The sequence below is a fragment of the Oceaniglobus trochenteri genome, from assembly GCF_020529025.1.
Classification (GTDB): Bacteria; Pseudomonadota; Alphaproteobacteria; order Rhodobacterales; family Rhodobacteraceae; genus Oceaniglobus; species Oceaniglobus trochenteri.
Genome location: NZ_JACNMM010000002.1, coordinates 310559 through 331483, shown reverse-complemented (window position 1 = coordinate 331483; position 20925 = coordinate 310559). Strand labels below are relative to the sequence as shown.

Genomic DNA, 20925 nt, shown 5'->3' with positions numbered 1-20925 from the left:
GGATCAGACCTGTTCGACCGCCACTTTCGAGGAATAGAAGGCCAGGTGACCGGCGATGCCCTCGGCCCCGGGCCGGGGGCACTCATAGCTCCAGGCCGCATCGCGGATCAGTTCGCTTTTCGTCTGGACCGAGAAATAGCTGGCGTCGCCCTTCAGGGGGCAATGCGTCCTGCTGTCCGAGCGTTCGAGAAACGCCATGGCCAGGTCGGCGCGGGGGAAATAGATCACCGGTGGGCCGTTGCCTTCGGTCAGTTCCTGCGCCGCCTCGGTTTCGCCGATGACGGCCCCGCCGGCGCGGACCACCCATGTGCCCTGCGCCGGGCGGATCGTGATTGTGTCGGCCATGCCGATCTCCCTGTTCTGTCGTTTGGCGCGATCCTATCCCAGCCGCGCGTGCCGCGCCATGCCCGAAGATAGCGCAAACATAGACATCAGGGCGTTCAGATCGGCGCGGTGGCGCGGGCCAGCCAGGCGGCCACCTCGGCGTCGACCTCGGGCGTGATGCGGGCGGAGACCTCGGCGTGATAGGCGTTCAGCCAGTCGCGTTCGCCCGGTGCCAGCAGGGCCGTGTCGATCAGCCGCCGGTCGATGGGGGCGAAGGTCAGCGTTTCGAAGGACAGCTGATCGCGCCCGTCGCTGCCCGCAAGGGCAGGGGCCTGTTGCACCACCACCAGGTTTTCGATGCGGATGCCGAAGGCGCCGTCGCGGTAATAGCCGGGTTCGTTGCTGAGGATCATGCCGGGCGACAGGGGCACCTCGCCCAGCCGCGAAATCCGCTGCGGGCCTTCGTGCACGCTCAGATAGGCGCCCACGCCGTGGCCGGTGCCATGGTCGTAATCCAGCCCCGCCAGCCACAGGGGATAGCGCGCCAGCGGATCAAGGTCGCGCCCCGCCAGGCTTCTGGGCCAGCGGGCGCGGGACAGGGCGATCATGCCCTGCAGCACCCGGGTGAAACAGGCGCGCTGTTCCTCGGTGGGGTCACCGATGGCCAGGGTGCGGGTGATGTCGGTGGTGCCGTCAAGGTATTGCCCGCCGCTGTCCACCAACAGCAATTCATCGGGGGCGAGGGCGCGGTTGCTGTCCTCGTTCACGCGGTAATGGACGATGGCGCCGTTTGGCCCCGATCCGGCGATGGTTTCAAAGCTGATGTCGCGCAGCTGGTTGATGTCGCGCCGGAATCCCTCCAGCGCGCGCACCACGTCGATCTCGGTCACGGTCTCGCCCGCCGTCACTCGGTCCGCCGCGGTGTCGAGCCAGGCCAGGAAGCGGCACATGGCCGCGCCGTCGCGCAGGTGGGCGGCGCGGGTTCCGGCGATCTCGGCGTCGCTCTTGCGGGCCTTGGCAAGGATGCAGGGATCGGCGTCAAAGCACAGCTCGACGCCTGCGCCCTCCAGCCTGGCCGGGACGGCGAAGGGCGCCGTGGCCTTGTCCACCCGCACCGGGCCGGTCAGGGCGGCAAGGGCATCGTCCAGCCCCCCGGCGGGATGAACCGCCACGCCGTCGCCCAAGTGGCGGGCCAGGGCGTTCAGCTTTGCCGGATCGCAGAACAGATCGACCCGCCCATCGTCGTGCAGGATGGCGAAGGCATGTACCACGGGGTTGCGTTCGATATCGCTGCCGCGAATGTTCAGCAGCCAGCAGATCGAATCCGGCAGGGTGAGAACGCAGGCGCGCTGGCCCGCCGCGCGCAGCTCATCGGCCATGTCGCCGCATTTTTCGGTGGCCGAGCGTCCGGCAAGGGCCTCGGGCCAGGCCTCGGCAGGGCCCGAGGGCGGGGCGGGCTGATCCTGCCAGACGGCATCCACCAGGTTGTCGGTGGGCAGGAAGGCAAGGCCGGGGGCCGCGGCGCGCAGGGTCTCGATCTCGCCCGCGGTGTGCAGCCAGGGGTCAAAGCCAACCTGCGCGCCCTCGGGCAACCGCTGGGCCAGCCAGGGGCCAAGGGTGGTTGTGGGCCAGTTCACGGGCGTGAAGACATCGGCCACCTGGCTGCGCACCTGCACCCGGTAGCGCCCGTCGATGAAGACGCCCGCCTCGTCGGCCAGCACGGCGCAAAAGCCCGCCGATCCGGTGAAACCCGTCAGCCAGGCCAGACGCGCATCGCGGGGCGCGACATATTCGCCCTGATGGGCATCGGCGCGGGGCACAAGGAATGCGTCAAGCCCGGCATCGGCCATGGCCGCCCGCACCAGCGCCAGACGGCCCGGCCCCTGCTCGGGCGAGGTGCTTACTTCAAAGGTCTGAAACATCGCCATTCCTCCCAGGGAACCACCCCTGGTTTCTTCTTTGCAAAAATACTCGAAATCCCCGGCCCGCCAAAGGCTCAGCCGGCGCGTTTCATCCCCATGACCCTTGCGCGTGCACGCGGATCGGCGTCGAAGAGCGAGGCAAGCTGTTCGGTCATCGCGCCGGCCAGTTGCTCCACGTCGGTGATCGTGACCGCCCGGTCGTAATAGCGGGTCACGTCATGGCCGATGCCGATGGCCAGAAGCTCGACCTGCTTCTTGCGCTCGACCATGGCGATCACGTCGCGCAGGTGCTTTTCCAGGTAGTTGGCCGGGTTCACCGACAGGGTGCTGTCATCCACCGGCGCGCCGTCCGAAATCACCATCAGGATCTTGCGGGCCTCGTGGCGCGATGACAGGCGGCGGTGCGCCCATTCCAGCGCCTCGCCGTCGATGTTTTCCTTCAGCAGGCCCTCTTTCATCATCAGGCCCAGGTTGGGCCGCGCCCGCCGCCAGGGCGAATCCGCGCACTTGTAGATGATGTGGCGCAGGTCGTTCAGCCGCCCCGGTGCGGTGGGGCGCCCGGCGGCCAGCCAGGATTCGCGGGCCTGCCCGCCCTTCCAGGCGCGGGTGGTGAAGCCCAGGATCTCGACCTTCACGTCGCAGCGCTCCAGCGTGCGGGCCAGGACATCGGCACAGATCGCGGCAATCGAGATCGGCCGCCCGCGCATGGAGCCCGAGTTGTCCAGAAGCAGCGTCACGCAGGTATCGCGAAACTCGGTATCCTTCTCGCGCTTGAAGGACAGCGGGGTGGTGGGGTTGGCCACGACACGGGCCAGGCGCCCGGCGTCCAGCGTGCCTTCCTCAAGGTCGAATTCCCAGCTGCGCGATTGCTGTGCCTGCAGGCGGCGCTGCAACTTGTTGGCCAGCCGCGACACGGCGCCCTTCAGGGGCTCCAACTGCTGATCCAGGTAGGCGCGCAGGCGTTCCAGTTCGGCCGGTTCGGCCAGGTCCTCGGCGCGGATCTCCTCATCGTGGTCGGTCTGGTAGACAAGGTAGTTGGGATCGGCCGCCGAAGCGGGGGGCGGGGCGGGCGGTTCGAAGGGCGCGTCGCCTTCGGGCATCTCGGCCTCTTCGCCCATCTCGGAATCGGCCATGTCGTCCATGGTGACCTGGGCCTGGCTCGGGTCCTGGGTCTGGTCCTGGCTTTGCTCGGGGCTGGCCTCGGATTCGTCGCCGTCCTCCTGATCGTCGCCCTGGTTGTCGGGGTTGTCGGTGTCGTCGTCCTCGGGCTCGGCCTCGTCTTCGGACTCGTCCTCGGCGTCCGGGTCATCGCCCAACTGGTCGCCATATCCCAGGTCTTCGATGATCTGGCGGGCAAAGCGGGCGAAATCGGCCTGGTTGCCCAGCTTGGCCTGCAGATCCTCAAGGGTGCCGCCGGCCTTTTCCTCCAGGAAACCGCGCCAGAGGTTCATGATGTTGTCTGCGCCCTCGGGCAGGGGACGCCCGGTGGCCAGGTGGCGGATCAGGTATCCGGCCGCAACCGAAAGCGGCGCATCCGAGGCTTTCGTCACCTGGGCATAGCCCTTGCGCATCGCCTCGTGCGCGATCTTGCTGTCGATGTTGCCCGCGGTGCCGGGCATGGTGCGCGCGCCCACGGCTTCGCAGCGGGCCTCTTCCATCGCCTCGTAAAGGTCGCGCGCGATCTGGCCCTGGGGGGCATAGCGGTTGAAGGTGCCGGCATCGTGGTGGCGGCGGCGCAAGGCATAGGCATCGGCGGTGCCACGCGCCAGCAGAACCTCGTCACGGGTCATGCGGCGCGTGATCTGGGGCAGGCGCACGCTGTCGTTGCTCATCCCCGGGGGGTCGACGGAATAGGTCACCGTCATGTCGGGATCGTCCGCCATGGTCTTGGTGGCCTCGGCCAGCGCCTTCTTGAAAGGGTCTGCGGGATTGTCTGACTGCTTCATGTCCGGAACGCCTGGCTTACGACTGTGTGCAGAGGGGGTCTGGCATGTTCCCGCCGACTCGTCAAAGGGGGCATGTGAATCGCGATTCCGGCGGGAACCAATTCGCGCCCTTGGGGATTGACTGGACAAGAGGCGAAATTTGGATGTCAAGGCACAGGACCAGTCGTCAGGTGCGCCAAAACGCCGCAGTAAAACGGAGTGAACCCATGACCAACATTTTCCAAACCGGTAGCCGTCTGGCCCTGATCGCAATGCTGGCCGGCGCCCCTGTCGCCGGGATGGCACAGACCGCCACCACCGAAACCGACGCCGAGGTTACCGCCGACACTGAAACGGCAACGGACGAGATGAAGGACGCGGCCGAAAAGGCGGGCGATGCTGTCGAAGGCGCGGCCGAGGATGCCGCCGCCGCCACCGAGGAAGCGGCTGGCGATGCGGCCGCCGCCACCGAGGAAGCGGTTGACGACGCAGCCGCCGCCACGGAAGAAGCTGTTGACGATGCAGCAGCCGGAACCGAAGCCGCCGTCGATGGCATGGCAGCCGAGCCGGCCGCCGAGGAAGAGGTGGCCCAGCCGGTCGAAGGCCAAATCACGCTGCAAAGCGAGAACACGATCCTTGCCAACGACCTGATCGGCAGCGCCGTCTACTCTTCGAACGGTGACTCGATCGGCGAGATCGACGACATGATCGTCAACCTGGATGGCAACGTCGAAGGTGTGGTGATCGGTGTGGGCGGTTTCCTGGGCATCGGTGAGAAGGACGTCGCCATCGCCATGGACAGCCTGTCGACCACCACCGACGAAAACGGCAACATCCGCCTGGTGACCAGCGCGACCGAAGCCGACCTTGAAGCCGCCGAAGCCTTTGTGACGAAGGCGGCGCAAGACCAGGCCAACCGCGCCATGGAAAGTATGCCGGCCGGTGACGGAACGGCCCCCGCGGCCCCGGCAGCCAACAACTGATCTGTCCGGCAAAGACAGGAAAGGCCGCGCCATACGGGCGCGGCCTTTTTCATGAGCGCAACTGCCGCCCGGGCTTAGCCCAGGGCGATGCTGGCGGCGCTTTCAGGCAGTTCCTCGTCAAAGCAGCGCTGATAGAACTCGGCCACGGTCTCGCGCTCAAGCTCATCGCACTTGTTCAGGAAGGTCAGCCGGAAGGCATAGCCCACGTCGCGGAAGATGCTGGCGTTCTGCGCCCAGGCGATCACTGTGCGCGGCGACATGACCGTGGACAGATCGCCGTTCATGAAGGCGGTGCGCGTCAGATCGGCCACCGTCACCATCTGGCCGATGATCTTGCGGCCCTTTTCGGTGTTGTAGGTGGGCGATTTGCTGAGCACGATGGCCGCCTCGGCATCGTGGCGCAGGTAGTTCAGCGTCGCCACCAGCGACCAGCGGTCCATCTGGCCCTGGTTGATCTGCTGGGTGCCGTGGTAAAGGCCGGTGGTATCGCCCAGGCCCACGGTATTGGCAGTGGCGAACAGGCGGAAATAGGGGTTGGGCGTGATCACCTCGTTCTGGTCCAGCAGCGTCAGCTTGCCGTCGACTTCCAGAACCCGCTGGATCACGAACATCACGTCGGCGCGCCCGGCATCGTATTCGTCAAAGACGATGGCGGTGGGGTTGCGCAGGGCCCAGGGCAGGATGCCTTCCTGGAATTCGGTCACCTGCACGCCGTCGCGCAGCTTGATCGCATCCTTGCCGATCAGGTCGATCCGCGAAATGTGGCTGTCAAGGTTCACCCGGACGCAGGGCCAGTTCAGCCGCGCCGCCACCTGTTCGATATGGGTGGATTTGCCGGTGCCGTGATAGCCCTGGATCATCACCCGGCGATTGTGGGCAAACCCGGCCAGGATGGCGAGGGTGGTGTCGGGATCGAACTTGTAGGTCGAATCCAGCTCGGGTACGCGGTCCGACCGGTCGGCAAAGCCTTTGACGTGCATATCGCTGTCGATGCCGAAAACGTCGCGCAGCGAGATGTCCTCGGTGGGTTTTGCCTGAATGTCGATCTTTCCGTCAGCCATGGTGTCCGTCCCTTTCGTGCGGCGCCGGGTGCCGGGCGCCGTCCAACCCGGGCGTGGTGCAACATATCCACCGCGCACGCAAGGGGAAGGCGGCCCAAATCCGCGCAAGGAACTGGCCAGATGGCCCTGCGTTTGATTTAACGGTTGCGACAGCCCCGGAGGAACCATGAGAACAACGCAAGACATCGAACACATGATCCTCGCCATGGCCGAGGGCGACCGGGCGGCCTTTCTTTCGCTTTACGATGCGACAAGCGCGAAACTATTCGGCATCTGCCTGCGTGTACTCAATGACAGGGCAGAAGCCGAGGACGTGCTGCAAGAGATCTTCCTGAAGATCTGGCGCAACGCCGACCGCTACAAGGCAAACGGCTTTTCGCCCATGACCTGGCTGATCACCGTGGCGCGCAATGGCGCCATCGACCGGCTGCGCACCCGCAAGCGGCGGGGCGAATCGCTTGATCTGGCGGAAGAGCTGCCCGACCACGCGCCCACACCGGAAGCCGCCGCCGTGGCGTCTTCGGAACGTGACCGGGTGCAGGGGTGCCTGGGTGAACTGAAACCCGAAAGGGCAGGGGCCGTGAAAGGCGCCTACCTGGACGGACAGACCTATCAAGAGCTGGCAGACCGTTACGGTGTGCCGCTCAACACCATGAGAACCTGGCTGCGCCGCAGCCTGCAAAGCCTGAAAGAGTGCCTGAGCAGATGACTGACATGGAACCTGACAACGACGAGATGATGGTGGCGGAATACGCCCTTCATCTGCTGTCCCCCCAGGATCGCCAGGCCGTTGATCAGCGGCTTGCGGTCGATGGTGCCCTGCGCGCGCGCCTGGCCTGGTGGAGCGACAGGCTTGCCCCACTTGCCGACGAGATCGCCGAGGTCGATCCCCCCAAGGCGCTGCGCGCCGCCCTGGCCCGCGCGATCCAGGCGGAAACCGCGCAACAGGCCCCGGCCCCGACACGCCGGGGGGGCTGGTCGATGTTCAAGCTGTTCGGCGGCGCCGGCCTGGCCCTCGCGCTGGGTCTGGCGGTGATGACGCAGCTTCCCGAAGTGGACGCGCCCGCAGCCTTCGAACCGACCTATGTGGCCGGGATTGCCGGGGAAGAGAACGCGCTGGTGATCAACGTCGCCTACAGCGATGAAAGCGGCGAAATGCATGTCGAACGCCGGGCAGGGGCCGCCCCCGAGGGGCGCGTTCTTGAACTCTGGGTGATTGCCGAGGGCAGCCCGGGACCGGTTTCGCTAGGCGTTCTGCCCGACGATCCCGAGGCCGTGATGATCGTGCCCGAGGATCTGCGCGAAAGCATGCCGGGCGCGACCCTGGCGGTAAGCGAAGAACCGCCGGGCGGTTCGCCCATCGCCGGGCCATCGGGTGCGGTTCTGGGGGCGGGTGCGCTGGTCGACGCCTAAGCCTTTGCGACGAAAAGAAAACAACCCCGCCGGTCTTCCGGCGGGGTTTTTCGTGGGCCACGGATGTGCACGGCGGCAAAAAGATGCGGCCCCCTGAAACTCTGGCGCGGATGGCCTCGTGATTTCAGGCAACCGGGACGATCCGGGAGACCACAACCAGGAGATCAAGATGATCCGTACGACTTTCGCCGCCGCAACCCTTGCCCTTTCCACCATCGCCACCGGTGCCATGGCCGACAACCCCATGGTGGGCGGTGCCGAGATGCTGGAAAGCAAGAACATCGTCGAGAACGCCGTGAACTCTCCGATCCACACCACCCTCGTGGCCGCCGTGAAACAAGCCGGCCTCGTGGAAACGCTGATGGGCCCCGGTCCGTTCACCGTGTTCGCGCCCACCGACGATGCCTTCGGCATGATCAAGAAGGATTCGCTGGACGCGCTGATGATGGACGAGAACAAGGCACAGCTGGCCACCATCCTGACCTGCCACGTCGTGGCTGCCGATGCGATGTCGGATGCCATCGGCCAGATGATCGCCGATGACAACGGCACCCACCCCGTGCCCACCGTGGGCGGCTGCACCCTTCAGGCCAAGATGGACGGCGACAAGATCACGCTGACCGATGAAAACGGCCGTGTCGCCACCGTGACCACCGCCGACGTCAAGCAGTCGAACGGCGTGATCCACGTGATCGACCGCGTCCTGCTGCCCAAGCAGTAAGACCACCTGTATCAAGCCATGGATGCGCGGCGAGTGTCGCGCATCCACCCCCTTTTCCGCAACGACGGAGCCCGCCATGAAACGCCGCCACTTCCTGACAACGACCCTTGCCGCCACCCTGGCCACCCCTGCCTTCGCCGCTTTCGAGGTGCAGCGCAGCAAGGCCGAGTGGAAGGCGATGCTGAGCGATCTGGAATATGCCGTCATGCGCGAGGAGGCGACCGAAGAAGCCTTCTCAAGCCCACTGAACGACATCACCGAACCGGGTATCTTCCACTGCAAGGGCTGCGACCAGGCGCTCTATGACAGTGCCACCAAATTCAAGAGCGGCACCGGCTGGCCGTCTTTCACAGCGCCTCTGGACAATGCGATTGAAACGAAAGAGGACCGGTCGTTCCTGTTTCAGGTCCGCACCGAATGCCATTGCGACCGCTGCGGGAGCCATCTTGGCCACATCTTCGATGATGGCCCGCCCCCCACGGGCAAGCGGCACTGCCTGAACGGTGCGGCGCTGGTGTTTCGCCCGGCCTGAACCGCCCATGAAAAAAGGCGCCGCGCAGTGACAGCGCGGCGCCTTTTTCTTGCGGTCAGCCGGTAAAGCTGCGGCTGTCCTTGATCTGATCCCAGGCCCAGACGACCTCTTGAAGCTGTTCCTCGTGGCCACGGTCACCACCGTTCATGTCGGGGTGCAGCACCTTGATCAGCGATTTATAGGCCTTGCGGATCTCGGGCTTGGTCCAGTGGTCCTTGGCGTCCAGGATATCCAGCGCGCGCCGTTCGGTCGGCGGCAGGCGGCGGGTGCCGGTGATCGACCGGCCCGGGTTGCGGGTGGCGTTCTCGCCCAGAACCTGATGCGGATCGTCGACCCCCAGGCGTGACCAGGCGCGCTGTTCCTCGGACTTCTTGAAGGGCTTGGTTTCGCGGTTCCACAACCGGTCGCTTTCGATTTGCGCGTCCATTTCCTCTTCGGTGGTGCCGTTGAAGAAGTTCCACTTCAGGTTGTATTCGCGGACGTGTTCCTTGCAGAACCACAGGTATTCATCCAGGTGATCGGGCGACTTGGGCGCACGATATTGGCCGCCTTCCTGGCAGCCGGGATGTTCGCATACCCGCGTCGAGGTTTCGAAGGCACCGGACATGCCGCGTTTGCCGCGCGGGTTCTTCTTCTTGGCCGAAGTGACGCGCATGTCAAAACCAAAGGGATCGCTTTTCGTCATGGGGCACCTTTCCGACTCGGGACTGGGAGTTTAGAGATTTGGGTCAGAGAGTGAAGGGGAGATTGCAGAAAAATGGCCGTGAGCGATGAAATCCATGCCCGACTGGAAAAAGCGTTCCAGCCCACCGAACTGCACGTCGAGGATGAAAGTGAGGCCCACCGGGGCCACGCCGGATACCAGGAAGGCGGCGAAAGCCATTTTCGTGTTACCATAACCGCGCCTGCCTTTGCGCCGATGACCCGGATCGCCCGCCACAGGGCGGTGCATGATGCCATCGGTGCCGATCTGATCGGGCGCATTCATGCGCTCGCGCTTGTCATCAAGGCCTGAGCCTCAGTCGTCCCGCTTTTCGAACCGCTCGGCCCCCGAAAGGGGAAAGGGGTGCACCCGCGTGCCGCTTTCGGTGGCGGCGGGGCCAAGGCGGGGGGCCGGGCCCGCAGATGCGGTGCGCGCCGCGCTGAGACGCGGGGCGGCGGGCTTTTCCTCGGGCGTTGCGGGGGCCTGACTGGACGACGGGGCGGGGGCGGCAGGGGCCAGTTCGGCGGCCAGTTGTTCGGGCGTTTGCACGCGGTCGGCCTCGGGGATGTCGTGGGCCGTCTCCTCGATCACCCGGCGAAACACCAGCATGTTCTGATAAACGGTCTTGGTGCCGGTCAGCCCGCTGCGCTCTTCGCAGGGCAGGGTGTCACAGCGCAGGTATTCCCAGCCCTCGGCGCCATAGGCGTTCATCACCTCGGTCAGGGTATGAGCAAAGCGCGCTTCGCTGGTCTTGGCCCCCTTGATCTTGGGCGCCTTCCTTGGCGCCGGAACCACCACGTATTCGAAATTTGTCATCGCACCCTCCAGCGCCCGTTCCAGAGCGCGCTTTTATCAAACTGCGCGCGCCGGGGAAAGCCCGACGCGGCGCATCAGCCAGCTTGCGCCGATCTTTTCCGGCGCGTCGGGCGGATTTGCGGGCATTTCCGCCGGGGCGAACACGCCCTTGTTACTGGCCCAGCTTGGCGGCGACGATCTGGTTCACCGCAGCGGGGTTTGCCTTGCCGCCCGTGGCCTTCATCACCTGGCCCACGAACCAGCCGGCCAGCTTGGGATTAACCTTGGCCTTCTCCACCTGGGCGGGGTTCTCCGCGATGATCTTGTCCACGGCCGCCTCGATGGCACCGGTATCGGTCACCTGCTTCATGCCGCGGCTTTCCACGATCTCGGCTGGATCGCCGCCCTCGGTATAGACGATCTCGAACAGGTCCTTGGCAATCTTGCCGCTGATGTCGCCCTTGGAAATCAGAGCGACGATCCCGCCCAGCTGATCGGGCGACACCGGGCTTTCGGTGATTGCCAGGTCGTCCTTCTTCAGGCGGCCGAACAATTCGTTGATCACCCAGTTCGCGGCCAGCTTGCCATCGCGCCCCTGCGCCACCGCCTCGAAGTAGGTGGCATTCTCGACATCGGCCGTCAGGACGCCGGCATCATATTCGGTCATCCCGAATTCGGTCACGAAGCGCGCCTTCTTCTCGTCGGGCAGCTCGGGAAGCGTTGCGGCGATGTCATCGACGAAGGACTGTTCGATTTCCAGCGGCAGAAGATCGGGGCAGGGGAAATAGCGATAATCATGCGCTTCCTCCTTGGAACGCATCGACCGGGTTTCCCCCTTGTCGGGATCGTAGAGGCGGGTTTCTTGCACCACCTTGCCGCCATCCTCGATGATGGCGATCTGGCGGCGCGCCTCGACCTCGATCGCCTGTTGGATGAAGCGCATGGAGTTCATGTTCTTGATCTCGCACCGCGTGCCGAGGTGGCTGAAATCCTGGGTTTCCTGATAGCGTTCGTAATCGCCCGGGCGGCAGACCGACACGTTCACGTCGGCGCGCAGGTTGCCGTTCTGCATGTTGCCGTCGCAGGTGCCCAGATAGCGCAGGATCTGGCGCAGCTTCACCACATAGGCGGCTGCTTCCTCGGGGCCGCGGATGTCGGGGCGGCTGACGATCTCCATCAGTGCCACGCCGGTGCGGTTCAGGTCCACGAAGCTCATGTTCGGGTCCATGTCGTGAATCGACTTGCCGGCATCCTGCTCCAGGTGAATCCGCTCGATCCGCACACGCCGCGCGATGCCGGGGGCCATGTCCACGATCACCTCGCCCTCGCCGACGATGGGGTGGTAAAGTTGCGAAATCTGATAGCCCTGGGGCAGGTCGGGATAGAAGTAATTCTTGCGGTCGAAGGCCGATTTCAGGTGAATCTCGGCCTTCAGGCCCAGCCCGGTCTTCACTGCCAGCGCCACGCAACCCTCGTTGATGACAGGCAGCATGCCGGGCATCCCGGCGTCCACGAAGGCAACGTTGCTGTTGGGCTCGGCCCCGAACTGGGTGCTGGCGCCGGAAAACAGTTTGGCCTTGCTGGACACCTGGGCGTGCACCTCAAGCCCGATCACCAGTTCCCAATCGTGCTTTGCGCCTGAAATCACGCGGGGTTTCGGGGCTTCGAAGGTAAGATCAAGCATGGCAAACCTGTGTATCTGGAGGGCTTGCGCGGTTCTAGGTCAGGCCGCCAGATCACGCAAGGGCGCAGGAATCCGCCGATGCGGCAGCCCGAAGGTGGCGAAGCGGGGTTTTTGCGGTATCCCACGGGCGCCGGGCAGAATCGCGCGGTGCTGCCAAAATGTGAATCATGAAACGAACGATTGCTCTTGTTCTCGGGCTGACGCTGGCGCTTGGCGCCTGTGCGAACACGCCCGAAGCCGTTGAAGATCCGACCGTTTTACCGGTCATGCGCTGGGATCACCGCCCCGAGGCCCCGCTGTGGACAGAGGCGACCCTGACCGCCCTTCGCAGCGATTCCGCTGGTCTTCCCAGCCTGACACCCAGTGACATCACGGCCTATTGCCCCGGCTACCCCGAGGCCGACGCCGATCAGCGCGCCGCCTTCTGGGCCGGCCTGCTCAGCGCATTGGCCAAGCACGAAAGCACCTGGAATCCGGCTGCCGTGGGTGGCGGCGGGCGTTGGTTCGGCCTGGTGCAGATCGATCCGCGCACCGCACAGGGCTATGGCTGCGCCGCTAAATCCGGCAATGCGCTGAAGGATGGCGCCAGCAACCTGCGCTGCGCGGTCCGCATCGCCACGGCCCAGGTGGCCAAGCGCGGCACCGTCAGCCGCGGCATGCTGGACTGGGGTCCGTTCCACAGCGAAGGCAAACGCGCCGAGATGCGCGCCTGGACCAGCCAGCAGCCCTATTGCAAGGCGTCCTGAAGGGCGCTCTTGCCAGGCGGCGCCGCTCTTGGCATCTTGCCGCGATGTGCTGCCGCACCCTGACATATCTTTCCCGGTTCGCCCGGATCGCCGCCCTGTCGATGTTCGCCATCGCCGGGGCCGCCGTGGCGGCCCCCGATGAAAGCCCGCGCCCCAAGCCGCGCCCGGCCTTCACCCCCGAGGTCATTCCCGACACCCGCTGGGACCATCGCGGCGAAAGCGAGGTCTGGACCCGCGCGGCGCTGAGCGCGCTGAAGGCCCATGGCGCGCCGCTGGTGAAATCGGTCCCCAAGGACATTGCCCAATGGTGCCCCGGCTATGCCGGTGCGCCTGCGCCGGTGCGGCGGGCCTTCTGGGTGGGGTTCCTGTCGGCCCTGGCCAAGTATGAAAGCACCTGGAAACCCCGCGCCGTGGGGGGCGGCGGGCGCTGGTACGGGCTGTTGCAGATCCTGCCCTCGACGGCGCGCGGCTATGGCTGCAAGGCGCGCTCGGGCAATGCGCTGCTGACCGGCACGGCCAATCTTGCCTGCGCGATCCGCATCATGGCCGTGACCGTGCCGCGCGACGGCGTGATCCACAGCCGCGCCCCGCGTTGGAGCGGCGTTTCCGCCGACTGGGGCCCCATGCGGTCGGACCGCAAGCGTCAGGAAATGGCCAACTGGCTGCGCGGACAGGATTATTGCCAGCGCACCACCAGCCCGCGCCCCATGCCGCGCCCGCCGCAACTGACCGCCCCGCTGGACGACCCGGCCCTACGCCCGCGCGCGCGGCAACTGGCCAGCAACGAGCGCTGATCGCCCTTCTCTTTCTTGCCGAAAATACTCCCGCCGGAGGCTCCCTCACTCAAGGCACGGTGCGCCGCCCGACGGTTGGGACAGGGCGCAGAAACGCCGCCGGTCGCGATGACCGGCGGCGCTTGTTTTCGTGTCATCCGTTTCAGGCGGCGGCGGGGCGGGGGTGCTTGCCCTCTTTCACCTCTTCGATGATCTTGGCCACGAAGGCCTCAAGATCATCGGGGTTGCGGCTGGTGATGATGCCGTTGTCGATGGCAACCTGCTTGTCCACCACCTTGGCCCCCGCGTTGCGCAGGTCGGTGCGGATCGACGGATAGGCCGTCATCTCGCGCCCCTCCACCACGTCCGCCTCGATCAGCATCCAGGGCCCGTGGCAGATGGCCGCGACGATCTTGCCGCTGCGGACCGCCTCTTTCACGTGGGCCACCGCGTCCTTGTCGGTCCGCAGGATGTCGGGGTTGATCTGGCCGCCCGGCAGGACGACCGCGTCGTAATCCGCGATTCTCGCGTCAGCGATTTTCAGGTCGGCATCGGCCTCGCGGCCCCAGTCGCCGCCGTCCCATCCCTTGATCGCCTTGCCGTCGGGCGTGGCCACATGCACCGTAGCCCCCGCCGCGCGCAGCTTGTCGCGCGGAACTTCCAGTTCCGACTGTTCGAAGCCGTTGGTCGAAAGGATCAGGATCTTGCTTTTCGCGATATCGGTCATGGTCATTCTCCTGTCGTTCATGAGGCGCCGCCTTGGGCGCCGTTGACAGGGAAACGGGTGTCGCGGGCGATGCGTTCCATCGGGGCGTGTGTTTTGGTGTCAGTCCCTCAGGATCGTGCGGTGTGTGGGCACGCCGCGTGCCGCAAGGGCCTGTTCCAGGCGGCGCCCGGGCGGCAGGCATTCGGGCGGCACGTTCTGGCGCCGCCCGTCGTCAAGCCGCAGGATCAGGCGTTGCGACAGATCGAAAGTGGTGCGGAACCGGGCCTGGGCGATCCGGTTCAGCGCCACGTCGCCCCGGCGCGCCCCGCTGGCCCAGGTCAGCCGCGTTTCGTCTAGGTCAAGCCGGGCGATGCGCCCGCGTGCCGCCTCGATCAGGGCGGGCAGGGCGATCAGCGCCATGGGCAGAACGATCCACCAGGCCGCGTCAAGCACCAGCCACAGCACGACCGCGCCAAGAACGATTGCCCCGGCCAGCGCCAGCGTCAGGGGCGCGCGGGCGCTGCGCCGGAAGAGAAGCGGCGTCACCCGTCAGCCCAGGATACGGCCCACCATTTCGGTGCTGTCGCGCGACAGGCCGGGGGTGGCGGCGATGCGTTCCAGCGCGCCGCGCATCAGCGCCTGGCGGTCGGCATCATAGCGCCGCCAGGTTTCAAAGATCGTCGTCATCCGCGCCGTGGTCTGGGGGTTCAGCGGGTCAAGCCGGATCAGCCAGTCCGCCACCAGATCGTAACCTGCGCCGCTGGCATGGTGCAGGCCGGCATGGTTGGCCGCCAGCCCGCCGATCAGCGACCGGAAGCGGTTTGGGTTCTTCCAGTCGAAATCATCGTGGCGGGTCAGCGCGCCGGTGATCTCGGCGGCCTTTTGCGGGCTGGCCTGCATCGCCTGCAGCATGAACCACTTGTCCATGACCAGCCGGTCCTGGTGCCACTGGCGATAGAAGGCCGCCACCTCGTCCTGCCCCTGGGCGTTGGCCAGCAGGACCGACAGCGCGCCCAGCTGTTCGGTCATGTTGTCGGCGGTGGCGAACTGGCGCGCGGCGCGCTCTCCGCCATCCAGGCGTGACAGGAACCCCAGCGCGGAAAGGCGCAGCGCCCTTTTGCCGGCGGCCCCGGCTTCGGGTGTATAGGGGCCGGGCACGGCCATGGCGTCATAGAGGGCGGCAAGGGTATCGCCATGGGCCTTGGCGATGGCATCGGTCAGCCGGCGGCGCGCGGCATGGATGGCGTCGGGGTCGGGGGTCAGCCCGCTGTCAAACAGGGTCTGCGCCAGATCGTCCTCGGAGGGCAGGGCCATGGCCAGCGCACGGAAGGCCGGGTCAAGCGCATCGTCGCGGATCACCTGTTCCAGCGCCGAAAGATATTCGGGGCCGGGGCCGGCACCCTCGGTGATCATCGCCACCAGAACGTCCTTGGCCAGGGCGCGCCCCGCCTCCCACTTGTTGAAGGGGTCGGTGTCATGGGCCAGCAGGAAGGCGCGCTGCTCGGCGCTCAGGTCACGTTCGACGATGACGGGGGCCGAGAACCCGCGCAACAGCGACAGCACCGGGCGCGCGCCGTCGCTGTCGAAGGTCAGGGTGCATTCGGCCTTGTCCATGACCAGCATCCGGGTGCCGGCCAGTTCATGGCCATCCGGGTGCAAGAGGCCATAGGCAACGGGGATGACCTGGGGTTGCTTGTCGGCCTGTCCCGGGGTGGGGGGCGTGTGCTGGCGCAGGGTGACGGTCAGCCGCTGGCCATCGAAGGATTCGTCGACACGAAGGCGGGGGGTGCCGGGTTGCTGATACCAGCGTTTGAACTGGGCCAGATCGCGCCCCGTGGCATCCTCGAACACCTTCAGCCAATCCTCGATGGTGCAGGCCTGCCCGTCGTGGCGCTGAAAATAGAGGTCCAGCGCCTTGTCGTACGCTTCATCCCCCACCAGCCGCTTGAGCATCCCGATCAGCTCGGCGCCCTTTTCATAGACGGTGGCGGTGTAGAAATTGTTGATTTCGATATAGCTTTCGGGGCGCACCGGATGGGCGAGGGGGCCGTTGTCTTCGCGGAATTGACGCGCGCGCAGTTGCAGCACCGATTCGATCCGTTTCACCGGAGCGCTGCGCATGTCGCCGGAAAACTGCTGATCGCGGAAGACGGTCAGACCCTCCTTGAGGCACAGCTGGAACCAGTCGCGGCAGGTGATGCGGTTGCCGGTCCAGTTGTGGAAATACTCATGGGCGATGATGCCCTCGATCAGCTCGTAATCGCGGTCGGTGGCGGTTTCGGGGCTGGCCAGAACGTATTTGGAATTGAAGATGTTCAGCCCCTTGTTCTCCATCGCGCCCATGTTGAAATCATCGACCGCGACGATGTTGAACACCGACAGGTCATAGGCGCGGCCATAGACCTCTTCATCCCATTTCATCGACCGCTCAAGCGCATCCAGGGCATAGTCGCATTTGCCCTCGTCCCCCGGGCGCACCCAGATGTTCAGGTCCACCGCATCGCCGTTCATCGTGGTGAAACGGCCCGATTTCGCCACCAGGTCACCGGCCACTAGCGCGAAAAGATAGGCGGGCTTGGGCCAGGGATCGTGCCACTCGGCAAAACCGTCGCCCTTCGTGCCGGGGTTGCCGTTGGACAGCAGCACCGGCTGATCACCCTCGATGCGCACGGTGAAGGGGGCCATCACGTCGGGGCGGTCGGGATAGAAAGTGATCTTGCGGAAACCCTCGGCCTCGCATTGGGTGCAATATATGCCGCCCGACATGTAAAGCCCTTCAAGCGCGGTATTGCTTTCGGGCGCGATCTCGACCTCGGACTCCCACAGGAAGGGGCCTTCGGGCACCGCGCAGACAAGGCCGGTTTCATTCACCTCGGGGGAAACGGGCGCCCCGTCGATGGCGGCCGACACCAGGTGCAGGTTTTCACCGTCCAGCCGCAGGGCCTGGCCCGGTTCGGCGGCCGGATTGGGGCGGAACGCGATGCGCGAAACGACCCGCGTCGCGCCGGGCGACAGGCGGAATGTCAGGTGCACGTCGTCGATCAGGTGACTGAACGGGCGGTAGTCGGACAGGTGCACAGCCTGGGGCGCGGCGTCTTTCATGGGGGGCCTTTCGGGAAGCGGCATTGAACTTTTTGCTGTCCTGCACGTTAGGGAGTCACAAGGGCGGCTTCAATGGCCGCCACAAAGCGATAGCCAGGAGACACCAATGTCAGCACCCGAAACCGATCTTGAAAAGCAGAAGAAGCGCCATCGTCCCTCCCTGTTCGGCATGGGCGGGGTCGTGGGTTTTGCCGTCATCCTGCTTCTGATCTGGGTTGGCTGGATCGTGATGAACGGAAACGAGCCCGAGGGCGCGGACGTTCAGATCGATGGACGGACCGGCGCAGTGGAAGGCACCGAAAGCGGCACCCCGGCCACTTCCAACTGAAGCGACCTGAAAAACAATTTGTGATGCACCGAACCCTGTCCGCCCTGCGGGCAGGGTGCAGTGCGTTAGCAAACTAAACCCGAGCGTCAGTCGGTCGCGGGGCCAAAGGGGCTGTTGCGGGCGCGTACGACGAAGACGTTGCAGGTGCTGTGGCGCACGATGCGTGCCGCGTTCGGCCCCAGGAAGAAATCGGCGATGCCGGGCTTGTGGGCCCCGATCACGATCAGGCCGCAATCGCTTTCCTTGGCCAGTTTCAACACCTCTTCATAGGCGCTGCCGGTGGCCACGACATGGCGCACGGCGGTGTTGATGTCGGCGCCGAGGCAGGCGGTGATCTGCTTGTTCATGGCGGCGCGGGCGGCCTCGACCGCCTTGTCGTGGTGGCCCTTTTCGAAGAACCCGCCGACCACGCTCTTGCCGAAATCGGGCAGGACGGTGATCACGTCAAGCTGGGCACCGTCAAGATCGGCCAGGCGGTGCGCCATCTTCAGGACGTGATCGTCCTGGCCCGGGTTCGAAATGTCGACGGCGCAGAGGACAGAACGGGTCATGCCGGTACTCCTTCCTTGGGGGCGCGGCCCCGCTGAAGCATGTAGACCCCGATCAGCAGCAGCAGCGCCGGGATGAACAGCAATTCCTTGGGCAACTGGTTGGCCGGGGCCTTGACGGCGGTCACCGTCACCATCTCGTCGCCGTAGAAATCGTAGCCCTGCATCGTTTCCGAATAGGGGGTGCCGAACATCGGTTCTTCCAGGACAAGGGTATCGCCTTCCACCAGCGTCATCAGGCCCAGGGCATCCATCCGTTCGCCCGCAGGCTCATCCCCGATGGGCAGGACAAGGGTCGTATCCTTGGGCTGGCCCGAGATGAAATCGGGGCCGCTGACCACGACGCGCAGCTCGCTGCCCGGCTTGGCCTCGTCCACCGCCTGAACCAGGTCGGTTGGTGCGATGGTGCGGAAGGGCGGCTGGATCTTGTCCATGAAATAGCCCGGGCGGAACAGGGTGAAGGCAACAAGGATCAGCACGAGGCTTTCATAGATCCGGCTGCGGGCCACGAAATAGCCCATGGTCCCGGCGGTGAAGACCAGGATGCCGATGGTGGCCGTTATGAACACCATGATCCCCTGCACCCATGTCACGTCGATCAGCAACAGGTCGGTGTTGAAGATGAACACGAAGGGCAGGGCGACGGTGCGCAGGCTGTAGAAGAACGCCACGAAACCGGTCTTGATGGCATCGCCCCCCGACACGGCGGCGGCGGCGAAACTGGCCAGCCCCACGGGTGGTGTCACGTCGGCCATGATGCCGAAGTAGAAGACGAAAAGGTGCACCGCGATCAGCGGCACGATCAGCCCGCTTTGCGCGCCGAGTTCCACGACAACCCCCGCCATCAGCGAGGACACGACGATATAGTTGGCCGTGGTGGGCAGGCCCATCCCCAGCACCAGCGACAGAAGCCCCACCATCACCAGCATCAGGATCAGGTTGCCGCCCGACAGGAACTCGACCAGGTCGGCCATCACCTGGCCCACGCCGGTCAGGGTGACGGTGCCCACGATCACGCCGGCGGTGGCCGTGGCCAGGCCGATGCCGATCATGTTGCGCGCGCCGTCGATCAGACCCTGAAGCAGATCGACGATACCGTCCTTGAACCGCTCGACCGTTCCGTTTTCGCCGCGGAAGATTGCCTTCAAGGGTTTCTGGGTCAGCAGGATCACGAACAGCAGGGTAGTGGCCCAGAACGCCGAGAGGCCGGGCGACTTCTGCTCGATCATCAGGAAATAGACCAGCACGACGATGGGCAGGAGGTAGTAAAGCCCGGCCTTGTAGATCTCGCCCACCACGGGCAGTTCAAGGTCTTCGGCGTTGGGATCGTCAGGTTCAAGGTCGGGCACCTTCGAGGCGAACCAGAGCAGCCCGACATAGGCCGCGCAGACCAGAATCGACAGGATCAGCCCCGAGTTGGGCAGGGCCGCCGTGATCGCCTTGACCGGGTATTGCACCCCATAGCACAGCAGCGCGAAACCGACGAAGAAGGCCGCCATGCCGCCGATGGTGCGCCCCATGGAAACGACGCGGTTGCCCAGCACAGGCATGTTGCGCTTCACCGCTTCCAGGTGAACGATATAGACCAGAGCGATGTACGAGATGGTCGCGGGCAGGAAGGCGTGGGTGATGACCTCGACATACGAGATGCCGACATATTCCACCATCAGGAAGGCGGCTGCGCCCATGACGGGGGGCATGATCTGGCCGTTCACGGAACTGGCCACCTCGACCGCGCCCGCCTGTTCCGAGGTGAAGCCGACCCTCTTCATCAGCGGGATGGTGAAGGTGCCGGTGGTCACGACGTTGGCGATGGACGACCCCGAGATCAGGCCGGTGGCGGCCGAACCGACAACCGCCGCCTTGGCCGGCCCGCCCTTGAGGTGGCCGAGGGCGCCGAAGGCCATCTTGATGAAATAGTTGCCCGCCCCGGCCTTATCCAGAAGCGAGCCGAAAAGCACGAAGAGGAAGACGAACTTGGTGGAAACGCCAAGCGCGATGCCGAACACCCCTTCCGAGGTGATCCACATGTGGCTCATCGCCTTCTTCAGGCTTGCGCCACCCCAGCGGATGACATCTGGCACAACGGGGGACGAGCCGTAGAAGACGTAAAGCAGGAAGATCGTGGCGATGATCGCCATGGCCGGGCCAAGGGCGCGGCGCGCGCCTTCAAACAGCAGGACAAGGCCGGCAAGGGCAAACCATTTGTCCACGTCATCGGCCAGGCCGCCGGACGCGGTAACCTTTTCATAGAAGACATAGCCGTACATCGCGATGAAGGCCCCGGCGAGGCCCATGATCCAGTCCTGGATCGGGATGTAATGGCGGGGGCTGGATTTCAGCGCCGGATAGGCCATGAAGGCCAGGAAGATCGCGAAGGCCAGGTGCACCTGACGCGAGTTGTTGATGATCGAGCCGGGCAGCAGAACATAGGCCAGCGGCGAAGCAAGGATGACCTGGAACACCGACCAGATGATCGCGACGATGGCAAGGAAGGTGCCGACGGGGCCGACGGGATTGCGGGCGCCCGCATCCGAGGACGACACCAGTTCCTGGAGTTCTTCCTCGCTCAGCGCACGTCCGGTGCTGGATTGGTCTCTCATGTCGTGTCCCCCTGTCGGTGCGTCGTTGCGCGCCGTTATTGTTCTGTCAGGCCTAG

General features: G+C 65.3%; 21 protein-coding genes. 9 read left to right on the top strand and 12 right to left on the bottom strand.

Annotated elements, in window-relative coordinates:
* Positions 1–3 precede the first annotated feature (3 nt).
* The 3 genes from H7828_RS01820 to cobT all read right to left on the bottom strand — a co-directional run bounded on the left by H7828_RS01820 (position 4) and on the right by cobT (position 4192).
* The gene (locus H7828_RS01820; protein ID WP_226779229.1) at positions 4–345 is read right to left on the bottom strand and encodes a DUF427 domain-containing protein; all 342 of its coding nucleotides are present in this window, start codon (positions 343–345) and stop codon (positions 4–6) included.
* A 95-nt stretch (positions 346–440) separates the two neighbouring features.
* Positions 441–2246 carry an aminopeptidase P family protein gene (locus tag H7828_RS01815; protein ID WP_226779228.1) on the bottom strand — a complete coding sequence of 602 codons (1806 nt, stop codon included), beginning with the start codon at positions 2244–2246 and terminating at the stop codon, positions 441–443.
* A 74-nt stretch (positions 2247–2320) separates the two neighbouring features.
* Positions 2321–4192: a cobaltochelatase subunit CobT gene (gene cobT / locus H7828_RS01810; RefSeq protein ID WP_226779227.1), complete on the bottom strand. Its 1872-nt coding sequence runs from the start codon at positions 4190–4192 to the stop codon at positions 2321–2323.
* A 206-nt stretch (positions 4193–4398) separates the two neighbouring features.
* Between cobT and H7828_RS01805 the strand changes: the two genes are divergently transcribed.
* Positions 4399–5154, top strand: a complete 756-nt coding sequence (locus tag H7828_RS01805) for a PRC-barrel domain-containing protein (RefSeq protein WP_226779226.1) — start codon at positions 4399–4401, stop codon at positions 5152–5154.
* A gap of 74 nt (positions 5155–5228) precedes the next feature.
* Here H7828_RS01805 and cobS read toward each other — a convergent pair whose 3' ends face one another.
* Positions 5229–6215, bottom strand: coding sequence for a cobaltochelatase subunit CobS (gene cobS, locus H7828_RS01800; protein WP_226779225.1), 987 nt, complete (start codon positions 6213–6215; stop codon positions 5229–5231).
* Positions 6216–6381: 166 nt separating this feature from the next.
* On the opposite strand from cobS, the gene H7828_RS01795 reads away from it, so the two are divergent.
* From H7828_RS01795 to msrB, 4 genes are all read left to right on the top strand, one after another.
* Positions 6382–6924 (top strand): sigma-70 family RNA polymerase sigma factor, encoded by a 543-nt coding sequence (locus H7828_RS01795; RefSeq protein WP_226779224.1) that lies wholly within the window; start codon positions 6382–6384, stop codon positions 6922–6924.
* Positions 6921–7628 carry an anti-sigma factor gene (locus H7828_RS01790; RefSeq protein ID WP_226779223.1) on the top strand — a complete coding sequence of 236 codons (708 nt, stop codon included), beginning with the start codon at positions 6921–6923 and terminating at the stop codon, positions 7626–7628. Before H7828_RS01795 ends, H7828_RS01790 begins: the two co-directional genes overlap by 4 nt.
* A gap of 169 nt (positions 7629–7797) precedes the next feature.
* On the top strand, positions 7798–8349 hold the full coding sequence (locus H7828_RS01785; RefSeq protein ID WP_226779222.1) for a fasciclin domain-containing protein: 552 nt from the start codon (positions 7798–7800) through the stop codon (positions 8347–8349).
* A 76-nt stretch (positions 8350–8425) separates the two neighbouring features.
* Entirely contained in the window at positions 8426–8881 is a 456-nt protein-coding gene (gene msrB / locus H7828_RS01780) for a peptide-methionine (R)-S-oxide reductase MsrB (protein WP_226779221.1), read from the top strand.
* Between the two features lie 55 nt (positions 8882–8936).
* Here the strand turns inward: msrB and H7828_RS01775 are convergent, their stop codons facing one another.
* The gene (locus tag H7828_RS01775; protein ID WP_226779220.1) at positions 8937–9566 is read right to left on the bottom strand and encodes a DnaJ domain-containing protein; all 630 of its coding nucleotides are present in this window, start codon (positions 9564–9566) and stop codon (positions 8937–8939) included.
* A gap of 72 nt (positions 9567–9638) precedes the next feature.
* On the opposite strand from H7828_RS01775, the gene H7828_RS01770 reads away from it, so the two are divergent.
* On the top strand, positions 9639–9896 hold the full coding sequence (locus H7828_RS01770) for a BolA family protein (RefSeq protein WP_226779219.1): 258 nt from the start codon (positions 9639–9641) through the stop codon (positions 9894–9896).
* A gap of 3 nt (positions 9897–9899) precedes the next feature.
* Here the strand turns inward: H7828_RS01770 and H7828_RS01765 are convergent, their stop codons facing one another.
* Together H7828_RS01765 and gatB are read right to left on the bottom strand one after the other, a co-directional pair.
* The gene (locus H7828_RS01765) at positions 9900–10400 is read right to left on the bottom strand and encodes a DUF4177 domain-containing protein (protein WP_226779218.1); all 501 of its coding nucleotides are present in this window, start codon (positions 10398–10400) and stop codon (positions 9900–9902) included.
* Between the two features lie 151 nt (positions 10401–10551).
* Entirely contained in the window at positions 10552–12063 is a 1512-nt protein-coding gene (gatB, locus tag H7828_RS01760) for an Asp-tRNA(Asn)/Glu-tRNA(Gln) amidotransferase subunit GatB (protein ID WP_226779217.1), read from the bottom strand.
* A 167-nt stretch (positions 12064–12230) separates the two neighbouring features.
* Between gatB and H7828_RS01755 the strand changes: the two genes are divergently transcribed.
* Positions 12231–12809: a lytic transglycosylase domain-containing protein gene (locus H7828_RS01755; protein ID WP_226779216.1), complete on the top strand. Its 579-nt coding sequence runs from the start codon at positions 12231–12233 to the stop codon at positions 12807–12809.
* 44 nt (positions 12810–12853) lie between these two features.
* Entirely contained in the window at positions 12854–13603 is a 750-nt protein-coding gene (locus H7828_RS01750; protein ID WP_226779215.1) for a lytic transglycosylase domain-containing protein, read from the top strand.
* Positions 13604–13745: 142 nt separating this feature from the next.
* On the opposite strand, the gene H7828_RS01745 is transcribed toward H7828_RS01750, so the two are convergent.
* The 3 genes from H7828_RS01745 to pepN form a co-directional block, all read right to left on the bottom strand.
* The gene (locus H7828_RS01745; protein WP_226779214.1) at positions 13746–14309 is read right to left on the bottom strand and encodes a type 1 glutamine amidotransferase domain-containing protein; all 564 of its coding nucleotides are present in this window, start codon (positions 14307–14309) and stop codon (positions 13746–13748) included.
* A 99-nt stretch (positions 14310–14408) separates the two neighbouring features.
* Entirely contained in the window at positions 14409–14834 is a 426-nt protein-coding gene (locus H7828_RS01740) for a hypothetical protein (RefSeq protein WP_226779213.1), read from the bottom strand.
* A 3-nt stretch (positions 14835–14837) separates the two neighbouring features.
* Positions 14838–17390, bottom strand: a complete 2553-nt coding sequence (gene pepN, locus H7828_RS01735; protein ID WP_226779212.1) for an aminopeptidase N — start codon at positions 17388–17390, stop codon at positions 14838–14840.
* A gap of 106 nt (positions 17391–17496) precedes the next feature.
* Between pepN and H7828_RS01730 the strand changes: the two genes are divergently transcribed.
* On the top strand, positions 17497–17718 hold the full coding sequence (locus H7828_RS01730) for a hypothetical protein (protein ID WP_226779211.1): 222 nt from the start codon (positions 17497–17499) through the stop codon (positions 17716–17718).
* 86 nt (positions 17719–17804) lie between these two features.
* Here the strand turns inward: H7828_RS01730 and H7828_RS01725 are convergent, their stop codons facing one another.
* A complete protein-coding gene (locus H7828_RS01725) occupies positions 17805–18269 on the bottom strand; it encodes a universal stress protein (RefSeq protein ID WP_226779210.1) in 465 nt (154 codons plus the stop codon).
* Complete coding sequence (locus H7828_RS01720) at positions 18266–20869, bottom strand: TRAP transporter permease (protein ID WP_226779209.1); 2604 nt, start codon at positions 20867–20869, stop codon at positions 18266–18268. Before H7828_RS01720 ends, H7828_RS01725 begins: the two co-directional genes overlap by 4 nt.
* Positions 20870–20925: the final 56 nt, after the last annotated feature.

Coding starts and splice junctions, on each gene's coding strand:
- H7828_RS01820 (WP_226779229.1), bottom strand. CDS start 345: ATGGCCGACACAATCACGATCCGCCCGGCGCAGGGCACATGGGTGGTC.
- H7828_RS01815 (WP_226779228.1), bottom strand. CDS start 2,246: ATGTTTCAGACCTTTGAAGTAAGCACCTCGCCCGAGCAGGGGCCGGGC.
- cobT (WP_226779227.1), bottom strand. CDS start 4,192: ATGAAGCAGTCAGACAATCCCGCAGACCCTTTCAAGAAGGCGCTGGCC.
- H7828_RS01805 (WP_226779226.1), top strand. CDS start 4,399: ATGACCAACATTTTCCAAACCGGTAGCCGTCTGGCCCTGATCGCAATG.
- cobS (WP_226779225.1), bottom strand. CDS start 6,215: ATGGCTGACGGAAAGATCGACATTCAGGCAAAACCCACCGAGGACATC.
- H7828_RS01795 (WP_226779224.1), top strand. CDS start 6,382: ATGAGAACAACGCAAGACATCGAACACATGATCCTCGCCATGGCCGAG.
- H7828_RS01790 (WP_226779223.1), top strand. CDS start 6,921: ATGACTGACATGGAACCTGACAACGACGAGATGATGGTGGCGGAATAC.
- H7828_RS01785 (WP_226779222.1), top strand. CDS start 7,798: ATGATCCGTACGACTTTCGCCGCCGCAACCCTTGCCCTTTCCACCATC.
- msrB (WP_226779221.1), top strand. CDS start 8,426: ATGAAACGCCGCCACTTCCTGACAACGACCCTTGCCGCCACCCTGGCC.
- H7828_RS01775 (WP_226779220.1), bottom strand. CDS start 9,566: ATGACGAAAAGCGATCCCTTTGGTTTTGACATGCGCGTCACTTCGGCC.
- H7828_RS01770 (WP_226779219.1), top strand. CDS start 9,639: ATGGCCGTGAGCGATGAAATCCATGCCCGACTGGAAAAAGCGTTCCAG.
- H7828_RS01765 (WP_226779218.1), bottom strand. CDS start 10,400: ATGACAAATTTCGAATACGTGGTGGTTCCGGCGCCAAGGAAGGCGCCC.
- gatB (WP_226779217.1), bottom strand. CDS start 12,063: ATGCTTGATCTTACCTTCGAAGCCCCGAAACCCCGCGTGATTTCAGGC.
- H7828_RS01755 (WP_226779216.1), top strand. CDS start 12,231: ATGAAACGAACGATTGCTCTTGTTCTCGGGCTGACGCTGGCGCTTGGC.
- H7828_RS01750 (WP_226779215.1), top strand. CDS start 12,854: ATGTGCTGCCGCACCCTGACATATCTTTCCCGGTTCGCCCGGATCGCC.
- H7828_RS01745 (WP_226779214.1), bottom strand. CDS start 14,309: ATGACCGATATCGCGAAAAGCAAGATCCTGATCCTTTCGACCAACGGC.
- pepN (WP_226779212.1), bottom strand. CDS start 17,390: ATGAAAGACGCCGCGCCCCAGGCTGTGCACCTGTCCGACTACCGCCCG.
- H7828_RS01730 (WP_226779211.1), top strand. CDS start 17,497: ATGTCAGCACCCGAAACCGATCTTGAAAAGCAGAAGAAGCGCCATCGT.
- H7828_RS01725 (WP_226779210.1), bottom strand. CDS start 18,269: ATGACCCGTTCTGTCCTCTGCGCCGTCGACATTTCGAACCCGGGCCAG.
- H7828_RS01720 (WP_226779209.1), bottom strand. CDS start 20,869: ATGAGAGACCAATCCAGCACCGGACGTGCGCTGAGCGAGGAAGAACTC.